This window comes from Methanolobus mangrovi, from assembly GCF_031312535.1.
Taxonomy (GTDB): Archaea; Halobacteriota; Methanosarcinia; order Methanosarcinales; family Methanosarcinaceae; genus Methanolobus; species Methanolobus mangrovi.
The window spans coordinates 1,808,740-1,829,206 of the sequence record NZ_CP133594.1; the positions used below are offsets into that span (position 1 = coordinate 1,808,740).

A 20,467-nucleotide genomic window follows, 5' to 3' on the forward strand; every position below is an offset into this window, starting at 1 on the left:
AGACTAACCATATCCCACTATTAATATATAAAATTCATGAGCTGGTTTTTAGGATTGTAGAAAATAAAATTAAAATTTAAGGTATAAAAATGATAGATTTTCTGTTAGGGTTAATAGAAGAACATGCATTTCTTGGGCTGTTCATAACGAGCTTTCTCGCTTCGACAATCCTGCCCCTTGGTTCAGAAGTATTTGTGGTATTACTTATCAGTAAAGGTTTTGATACCTTTACCATTATAATGGTGGCATCAATAGGTAACTACCTGGGAGCATGTACCACGTATTATATAGGACTGATAGGACGCAGGGATATAATAGAACGATTCTTTTCAATTTCCAGAGAACAACTTGAAAAAACAGATAAACTATTTGCAAAATACGGTGTCTTTCTCCTGCTTTTAACGTGGATGCCAATTATAGGAGATGCTATTGCAGCTATGGGAGGAATCCTTAAGCTTGATTTTAAAGTATTTTCATTTTATGTGTTCATAGGAAAAATGGCAAGATATACAGTACTATCCTACATTACAGTGGGCGCACTGGCTGGCATCCAGTAAAATGCTATTTTTGTGGTCATATTGCTCAAGATTTGAACAAATGAGACATAACTATATATAGCCCGCTTTAATATAATTAGAGATATATTATGATAGTAAACCTTTTAAATGGGGTAAAAATGGCACAATTTGATCTTGATGAAAAATCAATGAAGAAGAATTCTTTGCTCATACCTGTTGCAATGATTCTTGGAACCCTGCTTGCAATCATCGCATATACTTATCTACAACCCACTACAGCGTTGATCACCATATTCTCAGGCACTATTATTGTAGCCCTTATCACTTACGCCCTCCTTAAAAAAAAGAGCGAACAGTGAATTAAAGAATCAACGACAGATTTATACATAGGAAGACGTATTTTCCATTGATCTGGGCTCGTGGTCTAGCTGGTCATGACGTTGCCTTCACACGGCAGAGGTCGGGTGTTCGAATCTCCCCGGGCCCATCATACTTATTTTTGAATTCTGGAAGTTCAGAGAACTATATTATACGGTTCTATGAAACTGAAAACATACCCAATTCTAACGCTAATATCCATGATCAGATATCTGTTTCATCGTTCTTTTTGCTGCATTGACCCCACAGGAATAGTAAAAGTGAACGTACTGCCTTCACCAACCTCACTTTCAACCCATATCCTGCCGTCATGAAGTTCAACGAACTTCTTCACAAGGGCAAGTCCTAGACCTGTTCCTGCAGACTCGTTTGCGAGATATGAATTCAGTTGTTTAAAGGGGTGGAAGAGTTTGTTGATGTCCTCTTTAGAAATACCAATGCCTGTGTCCTTGACACTTGCAAGGACCACACTATCCGAACATCTGGCATGTATCCTTACTGAACCCCTGTCAGGAGTGAACTTGATGGCATTGCTTGCAAGGTTGTACAAAATTTGCTTGAACTTCGTCCTGTCTGCATTGATTTTGCCAAGTTGAGGATCGACCTCAACATCCATCTGGATATTTTTATCTTGGACAAGAGGGGATATTAATATCTGAACCTCATTGATAGCATCGGATACGGAGAAAATCTCATACTGAAGCTCCATTTTACCGGCTTCAACCTTGGAGAGATCAAGCACATCATTGATGAGCTTCAGCAAATGCTTTCCTGCATCAGAAATGTGATTTACATACCGTGTTTGTTTTTCATCAAGGCTGCCAAACGTTTCATCGAGAAGAACATCAGAAAAACCTATAACAGATGTCAGTGGAGTCCTCAGCTCATGGCTCATGGTTGCCAGGAACTCATCCTTAGTTCTGCTTGCAGCCTCTGCAACCATCTTTGCATGTAACAGCGCATCCTCGGCCTTTTTACGCTCAGTGATGTCCTCAATGGTACCTATCACCGAATTCTTTCCGGCATAATACTCTGCAACAGAATGAATATCACGAATTGCACCATCCACTCCTCTTTTTATCCTGAAATGGATATCATATGGAATTTTTTCTCTGACAAGGCTCTTTAAGGCCTCATCCATCATAGGACGATACTCCGGCAGCGTTACTTTTTGTATATCACCTACCGTGAGAGTTTTTACATTCAGGCCATATATTCGAAAGGCTTCCTCTGAAGCAAAAACACCACCTGAATTCAGATCAATGCCCCAACTTCCTATATGCCCTATCTTTTGTGCAGTACGCAGTTGCATTTCTCTGGTTTTCAATTCATCTTCTGCCAACTTACGCTCAGTAATATCATGAATAACAGAATACAACAGGTTTTGTGAATTAACAATGACCGGACTGCTGTAGACTTCAACATCCCGGATTTTTCCATTTGCAAGCTTATGCTTGAAAAGGAAGTAATTTCTCTTTTCATCCACAGCTTTTTCCATTTCATTCCGAACACCTTTCGGAGAAAGGGTATTTATTTCATGGATCTTTTTGCAGGTAATTTCTTCCAGTGGCCACCCATAGTATTTACATGCCGCAATATTAGCATCAATTATATCAAAATTCTCAGGATTGATCAGCAACATGATTGCCTTATTATGCTTGAACAAAGACCTGTAAGTACCACCTTTTTCCAGGAAGAATCTATCTGTCTGGTTAAGACCTGTAACATCCTTCAAGATAAAAATGAAGAACGGATTTGGGAATTCTACATATGTTGCACTTACATCCAGATCCAGAAGCCTGCCATCTTTAGTACGATGATTGAACTCTAAACGACCCTTGTTTTGTTTAATTATGTTATGCAGGTTATCGACTAAATCATCCCTGTATTCGCTTGCATCGAGGTCATCTAACGTCATTTTAAGAAGATCTTCCCGGGAATAACCTGTGAGCTGGCAATATGCCTCATTTGCCTCCATTATCTGACCGCTGGAAGATATGCACAAATATCCATCAATCCGGGAGGCTGCAGTATCTGTTATGCAAGATTCAGTAGCAAATTCACTTTGCTCAGTAGACGATCCATGATCATTCTGACTTTCTATCCCACTAAAAGAGCAAACATCATTCCCATATGAATCAGAACATGATCCTTCTTTTTTCACCTGAACCATCCAAATTCCCCTGATATGACATTTTTGTCAATGCCACCTATTGACCCCAAAGAATATGCAAACTGCATCGAATAAATAAATTGTTTAAATATGTTTTAAAAGGAACTCCCTTTCCTTATTCAACATTTATGGTTATATTATATTAAATGTATTTTTGGTAAACATAGTACACTCAAAATCCAATAAAATATCAAGGAGAATATAATATGAAAAACTGAGATTTGAGCTGATTAAGTATCAATAAAATAATGGCAGATAAGAAAAAAAAGAAAAAGAGGATTTTAATATCAATCCTCTGCACTAAAATGCCACTGGCAATCATCCGAATCCCTGTTTTGAATTCCGGACATATATCCCTCTTTGTAATGAGGAAGGTCTGCACTTGCATATTTAGGGAAAACAAGAGAAACTTCCTTCTGATAGGTGCTTCCATCTGGACTTAAACTCACACGGAACATAAGCTCAGGCCTGTTCCCATATTTTACGAGATCCGTACTACTCACATCATTCACTCCTTTTAGTAATTCTATCTTAAATCGTCGTTGTAAGTTTCCACATCTGTCCCAGCTATATGCCAGGGAGGAATTATTATGGAAACTTCTTCAAACTCACCAAAATACAAATAGTAGCTAATATATATAAACTAATTGGTTTACATTATTATGCATTTAGAGTAACACCTTGAAGCACTTATCCGAACCATATTCCATAAAAATATATCCCATAAGATAAACCTACATCCATGGCCCTCTTATCACGAAATGAGCTCAGAGCAATGATTGACAACGAGATACCACTCGTTGAAAACATGATAGATATTGATACACAGCTTCAGCCAAACAGTGTAGAACTCACACTCAAGAACATAGAAACATACACTGGTGCAGGAGCGATTGATTTTGACAACAGTGAAAGGGAAACACCTTCTACAGAACCAGTACCTTTTGATGAAAATGGCTGGGCACACCTTGGACCGGGCACATACAAGATAACTTTCAATGAAATTGTGAACATCCCTCTCGATCTTGCAGCTATCGCAAGACCAAGATCAACACTGCTAAGATGCGGAGCAAATATAGGAACAGCCGTATGGGATTCAGGATACAGGGGAAGAAGCGAATCAATGCTGGTGGTACACAATCCACACGGGTTTAAACTGAAAATGAATGCAAGGGTTATGCAACTATTATTCTTCAGCCTCCATAGTGAACTTACAGAAGGATACTGTGGCAAATACCAGCATGAGAACCTGTGACACAGTGCCCGGATTCACGTTAGAATTATCTATAATTAGAGCAATGACCCAAGCATGAGTGAAATTGGCAAATCTGTCAGGATGGAAAGGATCTTCGACCGCAACACAGGCAATACAATAATAATCCCCATGGACCACGGCGTTGGTGCCGGACCTATTAAAGGGATCATTGATCTGCCTACCACTGTAAACAAAGTTGCGGATGGTGGAGCAAATGCAGTACTTGGACATATGGGACTCCCAAAGCACGGACACAGAGGGTATGGGAAGGACATAGGCCTCATTATACACCTGTCAGCATCAACATCCCTGGGACCTGACCCAAATCACAAAGTCATGGTTACAACTATTGAAGAAGCTATCAAGGTAGGAGCAGACGCAGTTTCCATCCACGTGAACGTTGGTGCAGAGGATGAAGCTGAAATGCTTCAGGATATGGGACATGTTGCCCGCAAGTGTGACGAATGGGGCATGCCATTACTCGCTATGATGTACCCAAGGGGCGCAAAAGTAACTTCCGAACATGATGTGGAGTATGTCAAGCATGCAGCAAGGATCGGAGCAGAGCTTGGTGCAGATATTGTCAAGACAAACTACACAGGAGACATAGACTCTTTTAAAGAGGTTGTCAACGGTTGCCCTGTACCAGTAGTAATTGCAGGCGGTCCAAGAATGGATACTGAGAGAGAACTTCTTGAAATGGTATATGATTCACTTCAGGCAGGAGGAAAGGGTGTTGCCATTGGAAGAAACGTATTCCAGTCAGATGACCCTACAAAGCTTGTAGCAAATATTTCCAAAATCGCACACAAGAGAATGACCGTGGAAGAAGCACTCGAATCGGAGTGATTCTATACTTTTTTAGATTCCAGTGGAAACAAAGGGGTTTTGCCTGTTTTCCACACATACATTTTTTTAATTATTTTTATACAAAACACCTTTACATAATTTGGCATTTTGCTTTGAAGAATAGAGAAGTTGCTCTAAACAAAGAATATGACAAAAAACAGTACAGTATAATAGGAAGAGCAAGGACATATTGAAATGACCAATTTGAATCATATAAGATGGTGGTGGTACGATATGATTTGATTGAGATTCGACCTTGCTCAAACACAGAATGTATGAACATACACATATACTTAATGAAGACATGTTAAGTAAACGTGAACACGTTTGAGAAAACAGATGGTCATGTTAACGATAGCATAATAGAAAGAGCAAGGCCAGTGTTGAAATGACCAATTTGAATCATATAAGATGGTGGTACGATATGATATGATTTGATTGAGATTCGACCTTGCTCAAACATAACATGTATGAACATACATATAACCCTGATGAAAGAGATTCATACAAATAACTACATGTTTTAAGAATAACATGAGCATGACACTTTTAAAGTACTTTCGTTACTATTAAATGCAATGGGCATATCGAGAGATTCATAATAATCATTTACAATTCAGAGGATATTCTATGGATAAATACGAGCAGGTAATAGAACTGGCAAAACGCCGGGGATTCTTATGGAACTCATTTGAACTTTATGGCGGTACTGCCGGATTTTACGATTACGGACCTCTTGGAAGTACCCTGAAACGAAGAATTGAGCAGATATGGAGAGAAACGTATGTAGTCCAGGAAGGCTACATGGAGATCGAGGCACCTACTATTGGAATAGAGGAAGTGTTCGTAGCTTCCGGCCACGTGGGAGGATTTTCAGACCCACTCTGCGAATGTAAAATCTGTGGAGAGGCTTTCAGGGCAGATCACCTTGTAGACAAAATTGTAGCTGTTGCAGATGCACTCAGCAATGAGGAACTTGACAGGGTCATCAGGGAAAACAATGTCAAATGTCCAGAGTGTGAGGGTGAACTTGGCGAAGCATACGAGTTTAACCTCATGTTCAAGACCAATATCGGACCGGGTGCCGGAAGACAGGGATATATGCGACCTGAAACCGCACAGGGCATGTTCGTGGACTTTTTGAGACTTGCCCGTTTCTACCGTGAGAAACTCCCATTCGGTGCAACCCAGATAGGAAAATCCTACCGTAACGAGATATCACCAAGACAGGGAGTAATAAGGCTGCGAGAGTTCACCCAGGCAGAAGCCGAGATATTCATTGACCCGAATAACAAGAAGCACTCCAACTTCAGCAGGTTTGCTGACACAATGGTCAATCTTTATTCCGATGAAGCACAGGACAAAGGTGTGATAGAGAAGATGACACTTGGTGAAGCTGTCGACAAAGGAATCATTGCCCACGAATTCCTTGCATACCAGATAGGACTTACCAATCATTTCCTCCAGCGCATAGGAGTTACCGGTGACAAACTGAGATTCAGGCAGCACAAGAAAGATGAGATGGCCCACTATGCCATTGACTGCTGGGATGCCGAGATCGAGACTGAAAGGTTTGGATGGGTCGAAGTTGTTGGAATTGCCGACAGGACCGATTACGACCTGAATGCACACGCAGCAGTCAGCAAGACCGAACTTTCCATTTACAAAGAGTACAGCGAACCTAAGATAGTCACACAGTTTGTGGTCAAACCGAATATGGGAAAACTCGGACCACTGTTTAAAGGCAAGGCGAAGGCTGTGGCGGATGCATTGAAGGCCCTGAACCAGAAAGAACTGGAGCAGGACAACATTACTGTTACAGTTGATGGTGAAGAGTTCACCGTTCCAAAGGAAATAGTTGAGTTTGCAGAAGAGACTGTGAAGATCAGCGGAGAGAACATTGTACCCCACGTTATAGAACCCTCCTACGGCATTGACAGGATATTCTATTCTGCAATGGAACATGCCTTTGAAGAAGAAATGGTGGCAGGAAAGGAAGACACCGATGATGAAGCAAGGATTGTGATGAGATTCAAGAAAGAGGTAGCACCTGTACAGGTAGCCATTCTTCCACTCCTTACAAGGGAAGAGCTGATCAGCCCTGCAAAGACAATCGAAGCACAGCTGAAGCAGAAAGGGCTGCTCGTCTCCTATGACGACTCAGGAACCATTGGAAGACGTTACAGAAGAAATGATGAGATCGGAACACCTTATTCCATCACCATCGATTACGATACACTTGAAGACAACACCGTGACCATAAGGGACAGGGACAGCATGAAGCAGGTTCGTGCCCCAATGAGTGATATCGCAAACATCATCCATGAAATGATCTACATGGGCAGGGATTTTGAGAGTGCCGGAAAGGCACTCTGAATACTTTTTAAAATGAAACACTTTCACCCTGCTTAGCTCAGGTTTAAAACTCTGAAGAGTGTATATATGGCAAACTCAGAGCCATAGACATGCCGGAATACATCAGACACCCTTTGATAAAAGCAAATACCGTTGAGCAGAGGCTATACCAGCTGGACCTGGCAGGCAAGGCACTTGATACGTCCACTTTGGTCGTACTTCCAACGGGCCTTGGCAAGACAGTCATATCCCTGCTCGTGATGGCATCCAGGCTTGAGAAATACGGTGGCAAGGTAATGGTGCTCTCACCTACAAAACCACTTGTTGAGCAGCATGCTTCCTTCTTTAAAAATGTGTTCAAGCTTCCGGAAGAGGAGATCCTGACATTTACAGGTAGTGTGGACCCGGCCAAAAGGGCAGATATGTGGAAAAAGGGAAAGGTTATCATTTCTACGCCACAGGTAATTGAAAATGACATCCTTACTAAAAGAATAAGTCTTGATGATGTCACACACATAACCTTTGATGAGTCACACAGAGCCGTTGGCAATTACGCTTATACATACATCGCTGAAAAGTACTTTGAAACTGCAAAAAATCCACTATGTTTAGGGATCACTGCAAGTCCCGGAAGCTCGGATGAAAAGATAGCCGAGGTGTGCCAGTCATTGCACATCGAATCGGTTGCTGTGAAAACCGAATCAGATAAAGATGTGGTACCATACATACACAAGAAAGAGATAGAGTGGGAGCGCATCAACCTGCCTGCCGGAATGAAAGAGATAAAAGACCTGCTTGACAAGGTACTAGAGGACAGGTTCAAAAAGCTGACAGAGCTTGGATATCCCATATACAATCAGAAATATGTCTCAAAAAAAGACCTCCTGAGCCTTCAGACAAAGCTTCAGGGAGAACTGAGAGGTTTACCCGAAGCTTCAGTATACGGAGCAATATCAATACTTGCAGAGATCATGAAAGTGAACCATGCTGTTGAGATAGTGGAGACACAGGGACTCGAATCACTGCGTATGTACATGGAGAGACTTGACAACGAAGCTTACTCTAAAAGCGGAAGCAAAGCCTCAAAACGCCTTGCTGAGGATTTGTACATCAGGCAGGTAGCAAGGCGGGTCAAAGACTGCGATCTTGAGCATCCAAAACTGGAGCATGTAAAGAAGATAGTGCATGAAGAACTTGAAGGCAAACCACATTCAAGAGTTATAGTTTTTGCGAACTACCGCGACACTGCCGAAATGATTACAAATGCACTCTCGGAGATAGAAGGAGTACGACCTGTGAGGTTTGTTGGCCAGGCATCAAAATACAAGGACAAGGGCCTGACACAGAAGCAACAGGTAGAGATCATCGAGCAGTTCAAGGCTGGTGATTACAATGTCCTTGTGGCAACATCCGTAGCAGAGGAAGGACTTGATATCCCATCCACGAACCTTGTCCTTTTTTATGAACCTATCCCCTCAGAGATAAGAAGTATCCAGAGAAAGGGCAGGACCGGAAGAAAGCACGAAGGTCGCGTGGTCGTGCTTGTCACAAAAGGGACGAGAGACGAGGCATATTACTGGAGCAGCCTTTCAAGAGAAAAAAAGATGCAGAGCAATATGAAAGAGCTTCAGGCAGCTATGCCTGCCAGGAAGAACAGCTCCATCACAGAAGACTTTACAACCGACATCCCTGATGAACAGAAAACACTGTTCGAGTATGACGACGAAAATAAGAACATCAAAATAGTCGTTGACCAGAGGGAGATACGCAGCTCTGTTGCCCGCAACCTGGACAGGAAAGGTGTAGAAATAATTGTCAAGACCCTTGAGGTAGGCGACTACATCCTGAGTGACCGCATAGCTGTTGAGAGGAAGGAATCACAGGATTTTGTCAGTTCAATGATAGATAAAAAGCTCTTCGAGCAAATTGCAAACCTATCCAGAGCGTATGAAAAACCGATACTCATTATTGAAGGTGAAAGCCTGTTCAATTGCAGAGGAATGAATCCAAATGCAATTCATGGTTCATTGACCTCAATATCCCTTGATTTTGGTGTGTCCCTATTCTACACTCGTGATGCTGAAGACACAGCAGCCCTGTTATCCCAGATAGCAAAAAGAGAGCAAGTAGATGAAAAAAGAGAAGTGAACATGCATGGGAAAAAATCTGCACCTATGTTACCACAGCAACAGGAATATGTCATATCGTCAATCCCGGATATCGGACCAAAGGCAGCTCGCAGTCTGTTGGAACATTTCGGCTCGGTGGAGGATGTGATGAAAGCAGATTATGAAGAATTGATAAAGGTCGATAACATCGGACCGAAGACCGCAGCCAGGATAAGAGAAATTGCAGGCAGCGAGTACAAAAGATAAAGTTCAATTCAAAAATAAAGAGTAGAGTGAATATTCATCCACGCCTACAGCGAGTTACGCATTTTGACTACAATTTCCATGCAACGATCTATCACATCGAGATACTCCGTTACCCTTCTTGCATCAGACTCATCCTGCATTTCGCGTGCTATTGCAAGCATCTTGTTAATCATCAGGGATTCCAGATCCAGAACAGAACCCTGTAATGGGGCTGCACTCGCTGCAAATTCCGCTTTTGATCTCTTTTCAGGTAAAGCTTGACCAGCGACTGCCGCAACAGGAGATTCCTTTTCTTTTACAGGAGAAGGTTCAGGTTTTGGAGACGGGCGGGAAATTGTAGCTGAAGTTGGCTGGCCAGCCCCCCGGGGATCGCGAACATCATCACATACAGGACATAAAACACGCCCCTGGTAACGGAAGAGAGGAGCACCGCAATTATCACAATGTTGTGCCAGCATTGTACCTCCAATCTCAAGCATCTTTGATATTTTCTGTATATTATCATCATCAGTATTTGACATATTATCTCCTTGTTTTTCAAAACATATATAACAATGAAAGTCTTTTTATAGAATATAATTATTTAGGAGCTAATTAAGCAATCCTATTTTGATTTTAAGGTTATCAAGGTGATCCTACATGTCAAGTTTTGAACAAGTCATTGATGAATGTAAGCAGAAGTTGGAATATATCGCAAACGATAATTCTGTGCCAAGAAATATAAGGCGCTCTGCAAATGAAATTCTAGATACATTGAATAAAAAGGATGAACCTCTCTTTTTGAGAACATCATCCAGCATATCCATTCTTGAAGATATAAGCAACGACCCTAACATACCTGTCCACACAAGGACACTCATATGGGATGTTGCAAGCCAGCTCGAGACCATTCCGGTCGACGAGTAAGCAAGCCAGGAAGTAATTATTCATTATTTCCTTTTCAATCTTTTTTAATTTGGATTTTGTTGTTGCACTTACAGCAATATTTTATGAATAAATTTTTTCCCGGTTTTTGCGTAAGCTTTCGAAAAAGTGTTTATACCAGACTGCAAATGAACTAAAGGATTGTAATGATCAATAACATTTCCAGCAGAATAAAGGACAAATTCGAGGAAAAAGACAAAGCCAGAGAGAGCACTCTGGCGATTTCCAGGGATGTCGTACGTAATTGCAGGACTGCAATGTACAGCATACATAAAAAGGATTTCAAAAAAGCCAGTTCGTTAATTGAAAAGGCTGCAGAAATGCTTGGAAAAATGAACTCCTTGCTCCAAACTCATCCCGACATATATTATGCCGGATTTCTGGAACATGCACAACAGGAATTTGTTGAATGTACGATAGTTTACGGAATACTCAACAAAGAAAATGAAGATGGAACAATACCAGGTCCAGAGGAACTTAATGTAAGTGATGTTGCATACCTGAATGGTCTTGGGGACGTGAGCGGGGAACTCAGAAGGCATATACTTGACCTTATCAGAAAAGGTCAGCCCGAAGAAGGAGAAAGCCACCTTCGGCTGATGGAAGATATCCATAATTGCCTGATGATGTTTGATTATCCTGATGCAATGACACATGGACTCCGCCATAAGACTGACACGACAAGGTCCATCATAGAGAAAACCAGAGGAGACCTTACAAACGCAATCCGTCAGCAAAAGCTGGAAAAGGCCATGAAGGAATTCGAAAGCAGAATTAATTAAATCATATTAATAACATTACGAGGTAAATTTATGAAATTCAATCCTGATGATATCAAAAAAGCAGCAAAAGAGGATTTTGATGCTGCATGGAACATGGGGAAGAACTACATCAGTGAAACAAAGCTGAATGAGCAGTACCCACATATGACCCTCAAATACGGAAAACCACACCCCGTATATGACACCATCTCAAAACTCCGTGACGCATACATGAGAATGGGATTCGAGGAAATGATGAACCCGCTCATAGTGGACGAGAAAGAGGTTCACAAACAGTTCAGCCATGAGGCACTTGCTGTTCTTGACAGATGCTTCTACCTATCAGGACTCCCACGCCCTAATGTAGGCATCTCCGATGAACGTATCAATAGTATAAAAGAGATACTTGGAGACATCGATGATGAAGCCATTGAGACCATCAGGAAGGTCCTTCACTCATACAAGAAAGGAGATGTGGAAGGAGATGACCTTGTACCTGAGATAGCTGCCGGTATCAATGTCTCTGATTCACTTATTGTGGAAATGATTGACCAGGTTTTCCCGGAGTTCAAGGAGCTCATACCACAGGCAACAAAGAAGACCCTCAGAAGTCACATGACATCAGGGTGGTTCATCAGCCTTTCATCTATTATCGAACGTGCAAATCCGCCATTCAATTTCTTCTCCATTGACCGCTGTTTCAGAAGAGAACAGGACGAAGATGCCGCACGCCTCATGACATACTACTCCGCATCCTGCGTAATAATGGATGAGAACGTCACAATAGACCACGGTAAAGCGGTCGCTCAGGGCTTGCTTTCACAATTCGGTTTTGAAAAGTTCATGTTCAGGCCTGATGACAAGCGCAGTAAATACTATGTCCCTGATACCCAGATAGAGGTATTTGCATATCATCCTAATCTGGTCGGTTCTAAGACCAAATATTCCGACGGATGGATAGAGATAGCAACCTTTGGTATTTACTCGCCTACAGCCCTTTCCCAGTACAATATACCATATCCTGTGATGAACCTGGGACTTGGGGTTGAAAGGCTGGCAATGATACTTCACGATGCAACTGACATCCGTTCACTCACATACCCACAGATACCACAATACTCTGAGTGGAAGATGACCGATAACGAGCTTGCAAGGATGACATACATAGAGAATGTCCCCGAAACAGAAGAAGGCAAAGAGATCGTAAAAGCAATTGTAGCGGTTTGTGAAGAGTATGCAGCAACCCCAAGCCCATGTGAGTTCCCTGCATGGGAAGGAAGCATCAATGGAAAGACGGTAAAAGTGGCAGTCATTGAGCCAGAGGAAGAAACTAAACTCTGCGGACCTGCTCTGTTCAACGAAGTGGTTACCTATAACAGCGACATTCTTGGAGTACCTGATAACAAGAAATGGAAAGCAGTACTGGAGAATCATTCTGCAAGGACCGGCGTGAGATTCCTTGATGCATTTGCATGCCAGGCAGCAAAGGACATAGAGGATGCTGTTGCAAACGGAGAGAGCGAAGTCGAGACAAGAGTAAGGATAGTGAAAGTACCTTCTGAGATCAACATCCGCCTTGAGCCTCTTGCACAGCGTTACATCACAAGCAACAAAAAGAAGATAGACATCCGTGGACCGGTATTCACAACTGTACGGGCAACCATCGAATAAGAATGAACTGGACCACTGGTTCGACCCTGGTTCCCATACACTGAAAGAACTTAGAAAACTTCAGGAAACAGCCATACATAATTTGAGTATTGTGGATGGCTATGAGAAGATAGACAGGATAGCTGGCACAGACTGCGCATATTTCGATGATAAGATCATCTGTGTGATGGTTGTCCTGGACTATACAACCCTTGAAGTCATAGAAAAGAAATATACCGTACAGAAAGTGGTTTTTCCATATATTCCCACCTACCTGAACTTCAGGGAAGGAAAAGCCATTGCTTCTACTTTTTTAGAACTTGGGAACAAGCCGGACATAGTGATGTTTGACTCCTGTGGCATCAATCATCCTACAAGAGCAGGAATGGCAAGTTATTTCGGAGTTGTAATGGATGTACCGACAATAGGTGTTTCGAAGAAGATACTTTGTGGCATTTCAGAAACACCTGCAGAAGTTGAAGAATCCCGGAAGTTGATATACGACGAGGAGCAGGTTGGCTGGTTACTGAAAAGCAATAAAAGGAGTAATCCCATAATAGTCGCACCCGGACATAAAGTATCTCTGGAAAGCTGCCTGAAAATTGTAAAACATTGCCTGAAAGGATACAAGCTTCCCGAACCTACAAGGCTTGCACATATGTATGCAAATGAAGTAAAGAAATTCGTGTCAGGAAGAGAGGTCAAAGAATGAACTCATGCAGATATCCCAATATTAAGGCGCTCATGGACAATGGTCAACCTGTGTGCATCACGCTATGTGAAGATGAAGGCAGCACATCTGACCTCCTGTACTGTGAACTTGTACATATGGCAAGAACCGGAGACTCATTCTGCATAGAACACCAGCGATGCAGGCCGGGAGATTATATATTGGGCATAAGTGAAACCAGTCCTGCAGACTATTACCTGAAATCTCACAGGTACAAAGACCTGAAGACTGCAGAAAATGCTGTGAGTTCCCTTCCAAGAATAAAAAAAGGGTTCAAATCCTTAAGAATTGAGCCATTGAAAGAAAACGAAGGGAAATTCGATGTACTCCTGCTTTATCTCAAACCGGAAAGAGTAATGAAGATAATACAGGCATATGCATACCATAACGGTGAAGGGATCACATCAAGATCCATTGGTGCAGCATCCATATGCGGTGATTGTACTGCAAGACCGCTTCAGGAAGGAATTGGCATATCCTATGGATGCAAAGGTTCAAGAAAACATAGCGGCTATCCTAATGAAGAAGTACCTATCGGCATAAGTTATGAATTGGTAAACACAATAGAAGAGGGATTAAAGAATATCCCTGCAACATTTGACTGAATTCTTATTTTATCTGGCATTGTAGAGTGGAATCTCTTCCGCATCGACCTTTGTAGCCTCACCTATCGTATTGTTCAGCACCTTACGCACACGTGCAATACATTTTGGGTCAAGCTGCAACCTGAGGCTTGTGGTCTCACGTTCTTCGTAGTAAAGCTCACTGCTCTGCATCAGACGATGAGTAGATATCTGATGCCTGACCAATTTTGCAACTACCCCCATACTTCCGCCTGTGAGGTCCTCAGGACTTGTGTGTGTAAGTAATAACATATCACCTACATTCAGATGCAAAGCAGCCATGAAATTATAAGGGTTTCTTATTTCAATAGTAAGAAGCCGGTTTTGCCTTAGTTCAGATATAACACGTTCAGATATTCCTGTTAAAGCAACATATTCCATGCTATCACCCGTACATAGGGAACTCTTTTCTTGGCCCTGCTGGCTGTTCAGCGGTCCTTACATCCTCAGCCAGACGCTGCATTTCTATTTCGATCTTCTCTGCCTGTTCAATAAGGCTTTCAGTATCGATCTTTAAGTCATAAAGAATGTTCAGGACATCAATCACTACTGCTGCTGCCCGTGGATCCGGATTCTGGCTCATGGTAGAACCCAAAAGACTTATTGCGGGCATTTTACGCACAAAGCATTCACCCATGATACTGCCGGATATACCGGAAATTGTGCCCATCTGGAAAAGTTCTACCTTATCCCTTATCCGTTCCAGCATCTCAAGGGTTGTTGCAGCACCAAAGACCTTGTGGTCTTCACTCATGGTTGCGATGCCTGCGAGGGAGACTATTTCCTTGACGTTGATGGCTTGTGCCCAGTCCAGAAGAGCTTTACTTATATCGTAGGCCACTACCGGATTGATAGGGATATCGGAAACCACCATCACCATGTTATGTTCCACACTTTCATATATCCTCACAGGCATGTTTATAAGACCTTCATAGAGGACTGCAATGGGTGGGAAGTGTCTTGAGTCAATGGAACCAAGGTAGTCCATCTTCAATTCGTCAATAATCTGCTGGCTTGCAATATTACCTACAAGACCGATTCCCGGAAAACCCTCTACTAAAATAGGATTCTCTGATTTTATATCTGTGGTTATGATCTTTACATTGTTATTATCATAATCTGTTACTGCCAAACTATCACCTTTCAAAAATACGACTTGCTAAACTCCCTTATATTAATATAACAGCCAGCTTATAGATAAGAGCATCGTTTGCGTTCATTAATTAAACTTATATGTGAGAAGCAGAGCAATTGTTATTCAGAAATCAAAGGTGATAACGTGGATAAATCAATAACATATTTTGATGATGTAGGTAAAGCAAATACAGAAGAAGTAATGAAATTATCTGCAAAAAGAGCAGCAGAACTTGGAATAAAACATGTGGTCCTGGCGAGCACAAGCGGTGAGACAGCACTTGTGGCTGCAGAAGCATTCAAGGATCAGGACGTAAAACTGATCGCTATAACCCACCAGTATGGACTGAAGGAAAGCGGAAAATGGGAAGTTGACGAGGATAAACTGAAGAAACTGAACGAACTGGGAGTCGTAATGACCACACAGTCCCACATGTTCTCAGGTGTCGAGCGTGCAATCTCAAACCGCATTGGCGGTGCAAGTCGTGCTGACGTAATATCTGATACATTGCGTGCTGTTTTCGGAAAAGGATTCAAGGTAGCCATTGAATCTGCAATGATGGCTGCAGATTCAGGACATATCCCGGTTTCCCCTGAAACAGAGATAATAGCTATAGGTGGAACTAGACAGGGTGCTGATGTTTCAGTTGTGCTCAGGCCTGCGCATTCTTTCGATTTCTTCAGCATTCAGGTAAGAGAAATAATAGCAATGCCAAGGGCTAAGGAAGAGCCAAAATAAGCCCTGCTTCAGAATAGATAATAATGCCGGATCATCCGGCTCTTTTTTAATCACTTCTGCTCATCCGTTTCAGGAATAACAGAAGGTTCCTCTTTATCCAATGACCCATCCTCTTCACCTTTATTGTCAATGGAATTCATGACTATGTAACTTTTAAGGAAATAGGCAGTGAGGAGAACAAATACAACAAAGAGAGTAATAGCGATCAATATCACAGAAAAAAGGTCCATAAAAAGAAAAAGTAAGTACCTTAAAGGTACTTTACTGTGGCTTCTCGTAGAGAGCTGTCTTGGTCATCAGGTGGCCTTTCTTTGCGTGTGGCTGTCTGAAGACACTGTTGTTTGCTTTCTCGATCTCTCTTGCGTCGATTGCCAGCTGTGCTGCTGCGCGCATCATCTCATGACCTGCTGCTGTTGTGAGAGTAACCTGCTCGATCTCCTTCATCATGAAGCATGCAGGGAAGTTGATCTTTGCGACCATGTCAGCCATGTGAAGAGCTGCAAGTGCCTTTGCCTTTGCGTATGGGTTGCTGAAACCTGCTCTCTCGATACACTTCTCTGGCTTTGCGAGGATGTGTGGGAGTTCGAGTGCCTTGCCTTCGTCTGCCATTGCGGCAACTTTGTCGAGCTCTTCCTGAATAAGTCTTACAACACCACATGTTGAAAGTACTTTCATTGCGTCAGAGTTGAATGATGCCATCTCTACAGGGTCAAGGAATTCGGTCTTTGCGCCGATGAGTGGGTCAACGGTCATGATAATGTAACCAAAGCCTGCTTCCTCAAGTGCTGCGCGGTCTTCCTTCTTTGTTGGACCGTCTGAGATAACGATACATGGAACATCCTTGTATATCTCACGTGCTGCTGTTGGGCCTGGTGCACTTGAGTTAGGGCTGATCATTACGTAGAAGTCAGCATCGAAGTTTTTGAGTTCTTCTGTTGCTGCTGCTTCGTCTTTACCCATTTTAGGACCGGTTCCGAAAGAACGGATAGTAATTCCTTCTCTTGCTGCGATCTCATCCTGAACGAGGTCTATAACCTGGCTCATACCTAAGTTACCGAGTTTAATAAATCCAATCTTTGCCATGTAAAATCACAGTAGTGCAATGGACAGAGTAGCATATATTATTTTTGGAATAACACTTCCATTGCACAATCTGGATAGATACATTATAAAAGAAAAAAGTGGAATAAATGAGAAAATATGGCTAAATTGTCGGGGCCTTATTAAGCCGGACCCAGAAATTACTGCCGTTTTCAGGAGAATTGCTATCCACACCAACACCACCATTGTGAAGAGTAACTATCTTGTGCACAATTGCAAGACCAAGACCCGTACCTTTGATACTGCCTTTATTGACCTTATCTAATCTTGAAAAACGGGTGAAGATCATTTCCCTGTCCTGTTCAGGTATACCACTGCCGTTGTCTTTCACATTTACCTGCCATTCTTTCCCTGCATCTGATATGGATATATCCACATGACCACCTTTTGGACCATATTTTATGGCATTGGAAATAAGGTTAACAAAAACCTGCTCAATAAGGGGATTTACCAATGAGGGGTATGATCTGTCAATACCCATATCCACAGTCATTTCATTTTCCTCGAACTTGGGCATAAAAGTATCCACGATATCCTGTAGAATTAAGCCAAGGTCATGAGTAGAATAATCCAGTTCTTCCACAGAATCCAGTTTGGCAAATTCTGCTGCTTTCTCTATAATGTATACAAGATTTCGGTTGCTCTTTTCTATATTTGTAAGTAGGGACTTTTTCTTTTCATCTTCCTCCCATTCAAGCAGAATAGAAACAAAGCCGTTGACCAAAGAAGCAGGATTCAGGAGATCATGACGCATAATGTCAGCAAAAAGCTCTTTCAGCTCATTGGAATGTTGTAACTCCTGAGCATACATAATGAGTTCCTGTTTGCTTTTTTCCAGATCATCGATCCATTGCCTGAACGCAAGACCATATGCCATCATAAGTTCTACAAGTGGTGTGGAAAGGAAACCTACACATTCCATCATATTCTTTGCAGGAAGGTCAGTGGCTAGCCTTGAGATCGCTAATTCATGTAGTTCAACAATATCTTCCGGAGGGACATTGCACCTGACCAATTCATAGCCTAGATCTTCAGAACGCATCAGGTATTTTTCTTCACGAGTGGTAACATAACCTTTCAGAATCCCATAATACCTTTCTTTAAAATCGGTTTCCGTAATAATGCATCACCCCTGCATATACACTAATATGGTTGCATCATCAGTCATGCGCCCGTGATCATCCAGTATTTTTTTTGCCAGCTGTTGCTCATCCTGTAGCATGTATGAGTCATACGATGAAATCTTAATATTTTCAGGAATACCATCAGTCCACATTACCAGAAGATCATTTGTGGAAATATTTGCCCTCTCAATATGTAAATGCCTGAATCCACCACCTACGATACCCCAGCTGGAAGGAAAATGAGAAGCTTTTTCACCATATATCATTGTACGAGTATTTCCAATACCCCCATACTCAAGAATACCCTCATTCTGATCGATGCGGGCGATGCTCATGGCTACACCTCTTGTTTGTTTTATAGCCCTGTCACATCCTGAGAACAGAGTACCAAGAGATTCCTGCAGATGAGAGGAAACGTAATCTAAAGCAGCTTTTGCTGCTTCTTCAGCATGTTTACCATGACCGAGTCCATCAACCATACAGAGAGTCAATGTATCATCTTCAAGCCACCAGTCACACTGGTCTCCACAGTGTATATCACCATTGAACGAACGTGATTCTGTTGCTACTCGCATAAATACCACAACCGGGTTGTAATACAGGTCTTTGAATCGCCTGTTACTGAAATATCTAATTCGTCCATAATCCTTTTAACTGCAGGTAGTCCGGAACCAAGGCCATTGCCCGTGGAATAACCATCCTGCAAAGCCAGATCCACATCCATTATACCCGGACCAGAATCGTTGGATACTATCTCAATTCCTATGTACCCATCTTTCCGGACCTCCCTGATAGTTATGGAGCCACCGTTACTGGCATGGTGAACCAGATTAGAAGCAAGCTCGGATGCAGAAGTCGCGGCTTTATGTGAAGCAAGTTCTGAGAATCCTAGTTTCTTTGCAATTGACCGAACAGTAGTCTGAACATTTGCAACATGAGACAAGTTCGTTACCTCTACCATCGACTTCAGTCCATTTTCAGGAGACGTGTATTCACAAATTTCAGACATTAGGACGACACATCTCTAAATTTATTTTTGTTAAGCCGGGACGTGATTCTATAGAAAAATCATTCACAAGCCTCTTTGCGCCAGGAAGACCTGCGCCTAAACCGCCACCAGTCGTATATCCGTCTTCCATGGCCTTATTCAGATCAGCGATCCCCGGACCATAATCTTCGATCTCTACTTTTACCTTGATTTCTGCCGATGAAACTTCCGTAATGATATGGCATACGCCTTGGCCTGCATATTTAATCACATTCCTTGTCAGCTCAGAGATTGCAGTAGCCATACGAGTCTGATCTGCGGAACCAAAGCCTATTTCTGCCATTTCTTTTCTGGCAATCTGCCGGGCTATGAGAATATCATCTTCAATCTTGAGATCAATGCTTTTCTCGGCTATGCTACTCAACCCCTTCTTCAATCATTTCAAGAAGCTTGTCAAAGCCTTTGTCGAGATTAAGGGCAGTGTCAACTCCAATAAGTTCCCGCCCCATCTCAACCAGTGTAAGCGCAACCATTGGCTGCATACCACACAGGACAACGCGAGTACCCATAAGACGTGCCATCCTTGCCGTCTCATTGATCACACGGGCCATGAAAGAATCCACAATATCCATTGCAGTTATATCAATGATAAGACCCTTTGAGCCACTTTTTTCAAGAGTTGAAACGACGTCTGATTGATACTTCAGAGCATCATCGTCAGTCATGTCACTCTGTATTGAAGTGAGCAGGATATTCTTTAGTTTCAGTATTGGTATTTCCATAGGAACAC

Annotated in this window: 24 protein-coding genes and 1 tRNA gene; 13 read left to right on the forward strand and 12 right to left on the reverse strand. The window is 42.2% G+C overall.

Annotated elements, in window-relative coordinates:
- Positions 1-89 precede the first annotated feature (89 nt).
- From RE476_RS08675 to RE476_RS08685, 3 genes are all read left to right on the forward strand, one after another.
- A complete protein-coding gene (locus RE476_RS08675; RefSeq protein WP_309307260.1) occupies positions 90-557 on the forward strand; it encodes a YqaA family protein in 468 nt (155 codons plus the stop codon).
- 119 nt (positions 558-676) lie between these two features.
- Positions 677-877: a hypothetical protein gene (locus tag RE476_RS08680; protein WP_309307261.1), complete on the forward strand. Its 201-nt coding sequence runs from the start codon at positions 677-679 to the stop codon at positions 875-877.
- A 54-nt stretch (positions 878-931) separates the two neighbouring features.
- A tRNA-Val gene (locus RE476_RS08685) sits at positions 932-1,005 on the forward strand.
- A 108-nt stretch (positions 1,006-1,113) separates the two neighbouring features.
- Here RE476_RS08685 and RE476_RS08690 read toward each other — a convergent pair.
- Both RE476_RS08690 and RE476_RS08695 read right to left on the reverse strand, forming a co-directional pair.
- Entirely contained in the window at positions 1,114-3,069 is a 1,956-nt protein-coding gene (locus tag RE476_RS08690; RefSeq protein ID WP_309307262.1) for a PAS domain-containing sensor histidine kinase, read from the reverse strand.
- Between the two features lie 287 nt (positions 3,070-3,356).
- Entirely contained in the window at positions 3,357-3,572 is a 216-nt protein-coding gene (locus tag RE476_RS08695) for a hypothetical protein (RefSeq protein ID WP_309307263.1), read from the reverse strand.
- Between the two features lie 239 nt (positions 3,573-3,811).
- On the opposite strand from RE476_RS08695, the gene RE476_RS08700 reads away from it, so the two are divergent.
- The 4 genes from RE476_RS08700 to RE476_RS08715 all read left to right on the forward strand — a co-directional run bounded on the left by RE476_RS08700 (position 3,812) and on the right by RE476_RS08715 (position 9,903).
- Positions 3,812-4,324, forward strand: coding sequence for a deoxyuridine 5'-triphosphate nucleotidohydrolase (locus RE476_RS08700; RefSeq protein ID WP_309307264.1), 513 nt, complete (start codon positions 3,812-3,814; stop codon positions 4,322-4,324).
- Between the two features lie 54 nt (positions 4,325-4,378).
- On the forward strand, positions 4,379-5,173 hold the full coding sequence (locus tag RE476_RS08705) for a 2-amino-3,7-dideoxy-D-threo-hept-6-ulosonate synthase (protein WP_309307265.1): 795 nt from the start codon (positions 4,379-4,381) through the stop codon (positions 5,171-5,173).
- A 630-nt stretch (positions 5,174-5,803) separates the two neighbouring features.
- Complete coding sequence (gene glyS, locus RE476_RS08710) at positions 5,804-7,549, forward strand: glycine--tRNA ligase (RefSeq protein WP_309307266.1); 1,746 nt, start codon at positions 5,804-5,806, stop codon at positions 7,547-7,549.
- 89 nt (positions 7,550-7,638) lie between these two features.
- Positions 7,639-9,903, forward strand: a complete 2,265-nt coding sequence (locus tag RE476_RS08715) for a DEAD/DEAH box helicase (protein ID WP_309307267.1) — start codon at positions 7,639-7,641, stop codon at positions 9,901-9,903.
- A 44-nt stretch (positions 9,904-9,947) separates the two neighbouring features.
- Here the strand turns inward: RE476_RS08715 and RE476_RS08720 are convergent, their stop codons facing one another.
- Positions 9,948-10,424, reverse strand: a complete 477-nt coding sequence (locus tag RE476_RS08720; RefSeq protein ID WP_309307268.1) for an Sjogren's syndrome/scleroderma autoantigen 1 family protein — start codon at positions 10,422-10,424, stop codon at positions 9,948-9,950.
- 118 nt (positions 10,425-10,542) lie between these two features.
- Here RE476_RS08720 and RE476_RS08725 point away from each other — a divergent pair, with 118 nt between their 5' ends.
- The 5 genes from RE476_RS08725 (at position 10,543) to RE476_RS08745 (ending at position 14,573) form a co-directional block, all read left to right on the forward strand.
- Complete coding sequence (locus tag RE476_RS08725; protein ID WP_309307269.1) at positions 10,543-10,809, forward strand: UPF0147 family protein; 267 nt, start codon at positions 10,543-10,545, stop codon at positions 10,807-10,809.
- A gap of 164 nt (positions 10,810-10,973) precedes the next feature.
- Positions 10,974-11,609 carry a haloacid dehalogenase gene (locus tag RE476_RS08730; protein WP_309307270.1) on the forward strand — a complete coding sequence of 212 codons (636 nt, stop codon included), beginning with the start codon at positions 10,974-10,976 and terminating at the stop codon, positions 11,607-11,609.
- A 30-nt stretch (positions 11,610-11,639) separates the two neighbouring features.
- Positions 11,640-13,259: an O-phosphoserine--tRNA ligase gene (sepS, locus tag RE476_RS08735; protein ID WP_309307271.1), complete on the forward strand. Its 1,620-nt coding sequence runs from the start codon at positions 11,640-11,642 to the stop codon at positions 13,257-13,259.
- The gene (locus RE476_RS08740) at positions 13,219-13,950 is read left to right on the forward strand and encodes an endonuclease V (protein ID WP_309307272.1); all 732 of its coding nucleotides are present in this window, start codon (positions 13,219-13,221) and stop codon (positions 13,948-13,950) included. The genes sepS and RE476_RS08740 overlap by 41 nt, the downstream gene beginning before the upstream one ends.
- A complete protein-coding gene (locus RE476_RS08745; RefSeq protein WP_309307273.1) occupies positions 13,947-14,573 on the forward strand; it encodes a DUF169 domain-containing protein in 627 nt (208 codons plus the stop codon). The genes RE476_RS08740 and RE476_RS08745 overlap by 4 nt, the downstream gene beginning before the upstream one ends.
- A gap of 9 nt (positions 14,574-14,582) precedes the next feature.
- On the opposite strand, the gene RE476_RS08750 is transcribed toward RE476_RS08745, so the two are convergent.
- Both RE476_RS08750 and RE476_RS08755 read right to left on the reverse strand, forming a co-directional pair.
- Complete coding sequence (locus RE476_RS08750) at positions 14,583-14,972, reverse strand: DUF473 domain-containing protein (protein ID WP_309307274.1); 390 nt, start codon at positions 14,970-14,972, stop codon at positions 14,583-14,585.
- Positions 14,973-14,976: 4 nt separating this feature from the next.
- Positions 14,977-15,723: a proteasome assembly chaperone family protein gene (locus tag RE476_RS08755; RefSeq protein WP_309307275.1), complete on the reverse strand. Its 747-nt coding sequence runs from the start codon at positions 15,721-15,723 to the stop codon at positions 14,977-14,979.
- A 147-nt stretch (positions 15,724-15,870) separates the two neighbouring features.
- Here RE476_RS08755 and RE476_RS08760 point away from each other — a divergent pair, with 147 nt between their 5' ends.
- Positions 15,871-16,464: a pyruvate kinase alpha/beta domain-containing protein gene (locus RE476_RS08760; RefSeq protein ID WP_309307276.1), complete on the forward strand. Its 594-nt coding sequence runs from the start codon at positions 15,871-15,873 to the stop codon at positions 16,462-16,464.
- Between the two features lie 50 nt (positions 16,465-16,514).
- On the opposite strand, the gene RE476_RS08765 is transcribed toward RE476_RS08760, so the two are convergent.
- The 7 genes from RE476_RS08765 to RE476_RS08795 all read right to left on the reverse strand — a co-directional run bounded on the left by RE476_RS08765 (position 16,515) and on the right by RE476_RS08795 (position 20,459).
- Entirely contained in the window at positions 16,515-16,694 is a 180-nt protein-coding gene (locus tag RE476_RS08765; RefSeq protein WP_309307277.1) for a hypothetical protein, read from the reverse strand.
- Positions 16,695-16,725: 31 nt separating this feature from the next.
- A complete protein-coding gene (locus tag RE476_RS08770) occupies positions 16,726-17,547 on the reverse strand; it encodes a F420-dependent methylenetetrahydromethanopterin dehydrogenase (RefSeq protein ID WP_309307278.1) in 822 nt (273 codons plus the stop codon).
- 121 nt (positions 17,548-17,668) lie between these two features.
- Positions 17,669-18,688 carry an ATP-binding protein gene (locus RE476_RS08775; protein WP_309309584.1) on the reverse strand — a complete coding sequence of 340 codons (1,020 nt, stop codon included), beginning with the start codon at positions 18,686-18,688 and terminating at the stop codon, positions 17,669-17,671.
- Between the two features lie 3 nt (positions 18,689-18,691).
- Positions 18,692-19,264, reverse strand: coding sequence for a SpoIIE family protein phosphatase (locus tag RE476_RS08780; protein WP_309307279.1), 573 nt, complete (start codon positions 19,262-19,264; stop codon positions 18,692-18,694).
- A complete protein-coding gene (locus RE476_RS08785) occupies positions 19,255-19,698 on the reverse strand; it encodes an anti-sigma regulatory factor (protein WP_309307280.1) in 444 nt (147 codons plus the stop codon). Before RE476_RS08785 ends, RE476_RS08780 begins: the two co-directional genes overlap by 10 nt.
- On the reverse strand, positions 19,691-20,101 hold the full coding sequence (locus tag RE476_RS08790; protein WP_309307281.1) for an ATP-binding protein: 411 nt from the start codon (positions 20,099-20,101) through the stop codon (positions 19,691-19,693). Before RE476_RS08790 ends, RE476_RS08785 begins: the two co-directional genes overlap by 8 nt.
- Complete coding sequence (locus tag RE476_RS08795; RefSeq protein WP_309307282.1) at positions 20,094-20,459, reverse strand: STAS domain-containing protein; 366 nt, start codon at positions 20,457-20,459, stop codon at positions 20,094-20,096. The genes RE476_RS08790 and RE476_RS08795 overlap by 8 nt, the downstream gene beginning before the upstream one ends.
- Positions 20,460-20,467: the final 8 nt, after the last annotated feature.